General features: G+C 69.7%; 5 protein-coding genes and 1 pseudogene. 5 read left to right on the top strand and 1 reads right to left on the bottom strand.

The features are described 5' to 3' along the window. From LADH09A_RS28840 to LADH09A_RS28820, 5 genes and pseudogenes are all read left to right on the top strand, one after another. Nucleotides 1–247: pseudogene (locus tag LADH09A_RS28840) on the top strand (family 43 glycosylhydrolase); the annotation flags it as partial. 184 nt (nt 248–431) lie between these two features. Next, nucleotides 432–2,855 (top strand): family 43 glycosylhydrolase, encoded by a 2,424-nt coding sequence (locus LADH09A_RS28835; protein ID WP_238648832.1) that lies wholly within the window; start codon nt 432–434, stop codon nt 2,853–2,855. A 27-nt stretch (nt 2,856–2,882) separates the two neighbouring features. Then, entirely contained in the window at nt 2,883–3,515 is a 633-nt protein-coding gene (locus LADH09A_RS28830) for a hypothetical protein (RefSeq protein ID WP_238648831.1), read from the top strand. Nucleotides 3,516–3,574: 59 nt separating this feature from the next. Beyond that, on the top strand, nt 3,575–4,651 hold the full coding sequence (locus LADH09A_RS28825; protein ID WP_238648830.1) for a DUF916 domain-containing protein: 1,077 nt from the start codon (nt 3,575–3,577) through the stop codon (nt 4,649–4,651). Nucleotides 4,652–4,939: 288 nt separating this feature from the next. After that, nucleotides 4,940–6,502 carry a pectate lyase family protein gene (locus LADH09A_RS28820; protein WP_238648829.1) on the top strand — a complete coding sequence of 521 codons (1,563 nt, stop codon included), beginning with the start codon at nt 4,940–4,942 and terminating at the stop codon, nt 6,500–6,502. Nucleotides 6,503–6,557: 55 nt separating this feature from the next. Here the strand turns inward: LADH09A_RS28820 and LADH09A_RS28815 are convergent, their stop codons facing one another. Further along, nucleotides 6,558–7,868: a radical SAM protein gene (locus LADH09A_RS28815; RefSeq protein ID WP_238648828.1), complete on the bottom strand. Its 1,311-nt coding sequence runs from the start codon at nt 7,866–7,868 to the stop codon at nt 6,558–6,560. Between the last annotated feature and the right edge of the window lie 43 nt (nt 7,869–7,911).

Below are 7,911 nucleotides of genomic sequence, written 5' to 3'. Positions count from 1 at the left end.
GGCGTACCTGGCGGTGCAGGCGCGCAACGACTCGGACGCGCCGGTCGAGATCACGGTGGAGACCCCGTACGGCAACCGGTCGTTCCCGGCGGTGGCGACGGGGGCGAACGTCTACCAGTCCTTCCACACGCGGGCGGAGTCGGTGCTGACCGGCTCGGCGACGGTCCGGGTCACCGGGACGGTCGGCGGCCTGGACGTGACCACCGTGCGGAGCGCGCAGCACCCCGCCGTCACCTGCGGCGGATGACCGCACCACGAGCCCCCGGCTCACCGGCGCGCACCACCGGCCACCGGCCGCGCGGCGCGGAACGGCGGACCTGTCCCGCGCCGCCGGCCGCCCTCGATCCGGTGGCGGCAGTCGGGATGTCCGGACCACCCACCGATCCCCCGTACACCGATGACCGCACGTCAGAGATGAAGGAGGACGTTTCGTGGAACAACGAATGCGACGAGCGACCCGGGGCCGGGTCGCGGCGATCGCGACGGTCGGCCTGATGCTGGCCGCAGGGATCGTCGCCAGCTCGGGGCCGGTCCAGGCCGCCGACACGAATCTCGTCGTCAACGGCGGGTTCGAGGACGGCCTTGCCAACTGGTTCGTGAACAACGGGAACGCGACCGACAGCGCCCAGTTGTCGGCCACGACCGACGCCTACTCCGGCGCGAACGCCGTGCTCGTCACCAGCCGGACCACGACCGGCTCCGGGCCGATGCAGGACCTCAGCGGCAAGGTGCAGGCCGGCCAGGCCTACACCCTGACGGCCCGCATCAGGTACGAGAACCCGAACGGGCCGGCGACGAAGCAGTTCTTCGCGACCATGCACTACGGCGGCGGCACCTACACGAACCTCGTCAGCGTGACGGCGACGAAGGGCCAGTGGGCGCAGTTCAACGGGACGTTCACGATCCCGGCGGGGCAGAGCGTCTCGACGGCACGCCTGTTCTTCGAGACCCCGTGGACGAGCACGCCGTCCACGGACCCGGACCTGCACCTGATGGACTTCACGCTCGACGACGTGTCGGTGGTCGGCGCCGCCCCGCCCGCCCCGGCGTCGAAGACGATCGAGGTCGTCGGCAAGGTGCCGGGGGAGCACAACCCCTTGATCGGGCACAAGTTCGGTGCCGACGGCTTCGGTTTCGTGCACGACGGCCGCGTCTACATGTACCTGACCAACGACACCCAGGGTTACGCCCCCGACCCCGCCACGGGCGTCTCACCGGGGATCAACTACGGCGACATCAACCAGATCACGGTGATCTCCTCGGAGGACCTCGTGAACTGGACGGACCACGGCGAGATCCAGGTCGCCGGCCCGAACGGGGTTGCGCCGTTCACCGCCAACTCGTGGGCGCCCGGCATCACCAAGAAGGTGGTGAACGGTGAGGAGAAGTTCTTCCTCTACTACGCCAACGGCGGTGGCTCCAGCAACGTGATCACCGGTGCGTCGCCGCTCGGCCCGTGGACCAGCGAGCGCACCAGCACGCTGATCGACGGCCGCACCCCCGGAGCCGAGACCGTCGCGTGGAAGTTCGACCCGGCGCCGTTCGTCGACGACGACGGCCAGCCGTACCTCTATTTCGGTGGTGGTCCCGCGTCGACGAGCATGCCGCCGGCCGAGCGGTTCAACAACCCGAAGAACATCCGGGCCATCGAACTCGGCAACGACATGATCTCCACCGAGGGAACGGCGGCGGTGGTGGACGCCCCGGTGGCGTTCGAGGCGGGCCACGTCTTCAAGCGCGACGGGAAGTACTACTTCTCGTACTCGTCGCACTTCGGCGGGAACGACTTCGGTGGTAGCCAGCAGCCACTTCCCGGCTACCCCGGCGGCGGCCAGATCGGCTACATGATCTCCGACGACCCGATGTCGTGGCCGAAGGAGACCTATGCCGGCGTGCTCTTCCCGAACCAGTCGCAGTTCTTCGGCAGCGGCACCGGCGGCAACAACCACCAGTCGGTGTTCGAGTTCGAGGGCAAGCACTACTTCACCTACCACGCGCCGACGCTGAACAAGCGCATCAACGGCAACACCACCCAGGGGTACCGCAGCCCGCACATCCAGGAGTTGGCCTTCAACCCGGACGGCACGATCCAGCAGGTCGTCGGCACCTATGCCGGCGTGAACCAGGTGCGGGACTTCTCGCCGTACCGCGTCTTCGAGGCCGAGACCTTCGGCTGGAGCAAGGGCGTCACGACGGCGAAGGTCGAGGGCAGCTCCGCGCAGTTCGGTGGCGCCGCGCCGAACCTGGTCGTCCGCGACATCGACAACGGCGACTGGACCGCGTTGTCGTCGGTGGACTTCGGCGGCAACGGCGCGCAGAGCGTGACGGCACGGGTGCGGGCGCTCGCCACCGGTGGGCAGATCCAGGTGCGGCTGGACGACGTCGCCGGACCCGTGGTCGCCACGATCCCGGTCGACACCCCGTCCGGTCAGTGGGCCGAGGTGACCGCCGAACTCGACGGCGTCAGCGGCGTGCACGACGTCTACTTCACCTTCACCGGGCCGGCCGGCACGGACCTCTTCGAGATCGACAACTGGGCCTTCGCGGCGGCCACCCAGCCCGAGCTGCCCGTCACGGTCACTGCGTCGGCGCGGTGCGTGGGCGGCACGGCGTACGTGGCGGTGCAGGCGCGCAACGACCACGACGCGCCGGTGGGGATCGCCCTGGAGACCCCGTACGGCCAGCGGTCGTTCGCGGCCGTCGCGCCGGGGACGAACGCCTACCAGTCGTTCAACACGCGTGCCGTGTCGGTGCCGGCGGGTTCGGCGACGGTCCGGGTGACCGGGTCGATCGGCGGACAGGACGTGACGACGGTCCGCACCGTGCAACACCCCGCCGGCACCTGCGGCGGATAACCCCTCCTGCACGAGAACGGAGATCACATGAACGCATACCTTCGGCGGCAGATGTTCGCCGCCGGTGCCGTCGGCGCCGTCCTGGCCGGGGCCGCGGTGCTGCCGTCGCCCGCCATGGCGGAGCCCGACGACGACGCCAGCGTGCGCGTCACGGTCGACATCGACGAGATCAGGGAACCGGGCGTGCTCGCCCTGTCGATCGCCGGCGACGCCGTCGCGCTGTCCGAGGACGGCTCGACCCTGCTGGTCCGGCAGTTCGTCGGGACGTTGCCGACGGTCACGGTCACCGACACCCGTGTCGCCGACGAGGTGCCCGACGGTGCCAGCTGGGCGGTGCTCGGCAGCGCGACCGCCTTCGCGGGCAACTCCGGCCAGGCGCCGATCACCGCCGACCACCTCGGTTGGAAGCCCCGCCTGCTCGACGGCGGGGAGACCGGCCTGGTCACCGAGGGCGAGGAGGTCGTGACCACCCTGGACGAGGCAACCCTGCCGGGCAACAACGTCGGCCTCGTCGACCAGGAGCTGCTCGTCTCCGCCTTCGACTCCGGGGCGGTCGCCAGCGACTCGTACTCCGTCAACGCCGACCTCTACCTGCGGACCCCCGCGGAGGTCGCCGCCGGCGAGTACAGCTCCACGCTCACGCTCTCCCTGTTCGAATAGTGGTGTGGCGGGGGCCTGGAGCCAGGCCCCCGCCAACCCCGTGCCGAAGGGCCGTCGCCATGACCGTCACCCCGCTGCGCCGGGCGCTCACCGTCCTCGCCGTCGCGACCCTCACGGTGCCGGTCGCACCGGCCGTGGCGACGGCGGACCCGGACCCGAAGGCCCTGACCTGGACGGTCCAGCCGGCCACTGCGAGCGGGCCGGACCAACGCCGGTGGATCAACGCCAGCCTCGATGCCGGGCAGACCGTGACTGAGCACCTGGCGGTGCGCAACCTCAGCCGTACGGCAGTCGCCTTCTCCCTGAAGGCCGCCGACGGCTACCTCACCGACAAGGGCCGCTTCAACATGCTGTCGTCGGACCGTCCCTCGGTCGACGGCGGCACCTGGATCGACGTCCAGGAGAGGGTGACCGTCGGCCCCGACGAGACGAGGGTGGTGCCGTTCACGATCACGGTGCCCACCGGTGCCGCCCCGGGTGACCACCCGGCCGGCATCGCCGCGACCGTCACCAGCACCGGTGGAACGGTCAACGTCGAGAGCAGAGTCGGTTTCCGGGTGATGGTGCGGGTCAACGGGGTCGCGCAGGCCGCGCTGCCCGTGCGGGGTCTCACCACCGCGTACACACCGTCGTGGAATCCGTTCGCCGGAGGCACCGTCCGGGTCCGCTACACGATCGAGAACGGCGGCAATGTCTGGGTCGGCGGAACGAGCCGCGTGGCGGTGTCCGACCTCGTCGGCCTGACCGGCCACGATGCCACCGGCGACGTGGGGGAGTTGCTGCCGGGAGGCAGCCGGACAATGGAGACCCGCGCCGACGGTGTCTGGGCACTGGGTCGCCTCCGTACCACCGTCACCACCACTCCGGCGCTGCTCGGCGACGGTCCGGCAGGTGCCGACCTGCGACCGGCCTCCGCCACCGTCACCACCTGGGTCGTGCCGTGGGCGCAGCTCGCGTTGCTGTGCCTCCTCGCCGTCCTGCTCGTCGGCCTGCGGGCGGTTGCCCGCCGCCGTCGGCGTCGGTTGGCCGGGCTGCTCGCCCGTGCCCGGCAGGAGGGTCGGCAGGAGGCCCAGGAGTCCGTGCTGGCCGCCCGCGCGCCCTCCGGTGGCGAACCCGCCCCGGGCGACGGCCGCTGACTCTGCAACAAACCTGCAAGCGCTAACCCTTGCCTTGAGGGAAACCGCTTTCCTACGATTGCGTTACATCGATGTTTCATTCATGAGCCCCGGTGATCGCATTTCGGGCGATGCCAGCGGAGGGCGTCGATTGCACGACGCGCACCGCGTTCACCAGGGGCGAGGGGATGTCGACAGCACTCCGGCGATTGATCGCCGCCAATTCTTGAGGCGCTGCGAGGTGCCGGCCGGTCGCGACGGCTGCCGCTTTGTGTCGGCGAAGACCAGACGAATGCGAAGTGAGGCGAGATGAGACGAGCAGTTGCGGTGCGACTATCGGCAGCGCTGGCCACGGCGGCCGTGGGGATCGCGGTCGTGGTCGCCATGCCAACCCCTCAGGCGTCGGCGGCGGTCGGCAGCGCCACCGGCTACGCCACCCAGAACGGCGGGACCACCGGTGGCGCGGGCGGGCAGACGGTGCGGGCCACGACCGGCACGGCGATCCACGCGGCGCTGTGCGGTCGGGCCAGTAGCAGCACCCCGATCACCATCGAGGTCACCGGGACCATCAACCACGGCAACACCACCAAGGTGTCGGGTTCGAGCTGCAACACCGCGGCGGGCGTGATCGAGCTGAAGCAGATCAGCAACGTCACCATCCTCGGCGTCGGCGGAGCGGTCTTCGACCAGCTCGGCATCCACATCCGTGACTCCAGCAACATCATCATCCAGAACGTGACCATCCGGAACGTCAAGAAGTCCGGCTCGCCCACCTCCAACGGTGGGGACGCCATCGGCATGGAGAGCACGGTCCGCAACGTCTGGGTCGACCACGTCACCCTGGAGGCGTCGGGTGGGGAGTCCGAGGGGTACGACGGCCTCTTCGACATGAAGGACAACACCCAGTACGTGACCCTCTCCTACAGCATCCTGCGCAACTCCGGTCGCGGCGGCCTCGTCGGCTCCAGCGAGAGCGACCGCTCGAACGGCTTCATCACGTACCACCACAACCTGTACGAGAACATCGACTCCCGTACGCCGCTGCTGCGCGGTGGCACGGCCCACATCTACAACAACCACTACGTGAGCCTGCACGAGTCCGGCATCAACTCGCGGGCCGGCGCCAAGGCCAAGGTGGAGAACAACTACTTCCGCGACTCGAAGGACGTCCTCGGCACCTTCTACACCAGCGAGCGCGGCTTCTGGCAGGTCAGCGGCAACATCCTCGACAACGTGACCTGGTCTGCCACCGGTGGCGACAGCTATCCGGCCGGCCCCAACCTGACGTCCACCACCACCGTCAGCATTCCGTACCCGTACAGCCTCGACGGTGCGAGCTGCGTGCCGGACATCGTTCGGCAGACGGTGGGCGCCAACACGGGCCTGCGGGTGTCGAACGGCAGTTGTTCGCCGCAGACCCCTCCGCCGACCACGCCTCCGCCCACCACCCCGCCGCCGACCACGCCTCCACCCACCACGCCGCCACCGACCACGCCGCCGCCGAGCGGGACCAATCTCAGCCTGGGTGCCAGTGCCGACGGCTCCAGCAAGGCCAGCGGAACGAGCTACGGCAACGTGCGTGACGGCAGCATCAGCACCTACTGGTCACCGGTCGGCTCGACCGGCTCCATCTCGATCAAGTGGGGCTCGGCCACCGGGGTGTCCCGAGTGATCATCCGTGAGCCGTCGGGGACCCAGGGCTCCATCGGGTCCTGGCAGCTCGTCAACCACGACACCGGCGCCGTCCTGGCCTCCGGCAGCGGGGCGGGCTCCATCAGCTTCGCCGCGACGTCGTTGAGCAAGATCACGTTCAAGATCAACAGCTCCAGCGGTACGCCCCGGGTGGGCGAGTTCGAGACGTACGCCAGCTAGCGGTAAGCGGCGGGCGGGGGCGACGGACACCGTCGCCCCCGCCCACGCGCGCCCTTCACGAGGGCGTGGCAGTCAGGGTGTCCATGAAGGAGCTGACCGAGAACACCGCTCGCCCCGGCCCCGCCGGCCCGTACCCGGGCGGGCTGGACAGGCCGTTGGCGTCCATCGTCGCCCGGTAGACCTCCAGCAGGCGGACGTGGTATTCCAACGGCGCGCCCTCGGGGTTGGCCCGGCCGAGCGGCGTGGTCGGCTCCGGGCACCAGGTGGTGAACCTCGGCGTGATCCCCCTCGACATGAAGTATTCGAGCCCCGTGGCGGTGGAGTCGATCGCCTCGCCCACGCTCGCGAAGCCGTGCGGGGCCGCCATCTCGATGCCCGCCACGAAGTTCGGGATCACGTTGCCCGGCCCGAAGACCTCGGCGGAGTCGAGGATGCGGCGGTGCCACTCCTCCCGACCGACGTAGCGCTCCTTGCCCGGGCAGTACAACTCGAACAGCCGCTTGTCCCACACCTCGTAGTTGGGGTGGTAGATGCGGATCCCGTAGTCGTGGAAGCGCTGCACGTCGGCCCGGGGCAGCGCCTGCGCGACGACCTTGCCGATCCACCGCCCGGGAAACCGCTCCTCGATCGCCTGCGCGTACCGGCCGTAGAAGTCCGCCTCGGCCAGCCCGTCGACCTGCGAGGTGATGCTGCCGCCGGTCAGCGTGTACGCCTGCGAGGCGCGGTCGGTGTCGTACCGGTCGATGATCTCCAGGGCCTCCAGCACCTCGTCCACGGGCTTCACACCGGTGTAGGGCCGGCCCGCCTGCTTGTGCTGCCGCCAGTTGTGGTTGATGTCGCAGTACTGGCACTCCTCCTTCGCGCCGAAGTACTGGCAGACCCGGAACGCGGTCAGGTAGATCAGATAGCCCCACTGGATGGTCGGGGCGACCTCCATCACCGACTTCCCGTTGGCGAGGGTGTGGCGGTAGTAGGCCGGCATGGGAGGCAGCCCGACATCAGCGACCGGTCGTCCGTCCAGGAAAAGGCGCAGTCGGCCGTCGCCGTCGGTTCCGACCCGGTACGGCGAGCTGGGGTTGGTGCGGACGGACACGACGGTGCGACGTAGCTCGTACGGACCGCCGGTGAGCACGATCTCCTCGGGTGGCCGACGCAGCGCGGCCGTCCCCAACTTCGGCAGCGTCCGGTGGTCGAAGGAGAAGATGAAGTACGACTTCGGCTTGACGGTGCCGTTCTCGTTGTCGGTCAGTGCCGCGTCGTCGAAGGCGACCCCGCCGCGCAGCAGGTCCTCCTTGATGACCGCCTCTCGGGGCACCTGCGGAAAACGGCTCATCAGCTCTTCGACGAGGTCGGTGCGCGACGTCATGCGGTCCTCCCGAAACGCGGTACGCCGGACCGGGTGGCCGGTG

Source organism: Micromonospora cabrerizensis (assembly GCF_022230955.1).
Classification (GTDB): domain Bacteria; phylum Actinomycetota; class Actinomycetes; order Mycobacteriales; family Micromonosporaceae; genus Micromonospora; species Micromonospora cabrerizensis.
The sequence above is the reverse complement of the archived record's forward strand: the minus strand, read 5'-3'. Positions and strand labels throughout refer to the sequence as shown.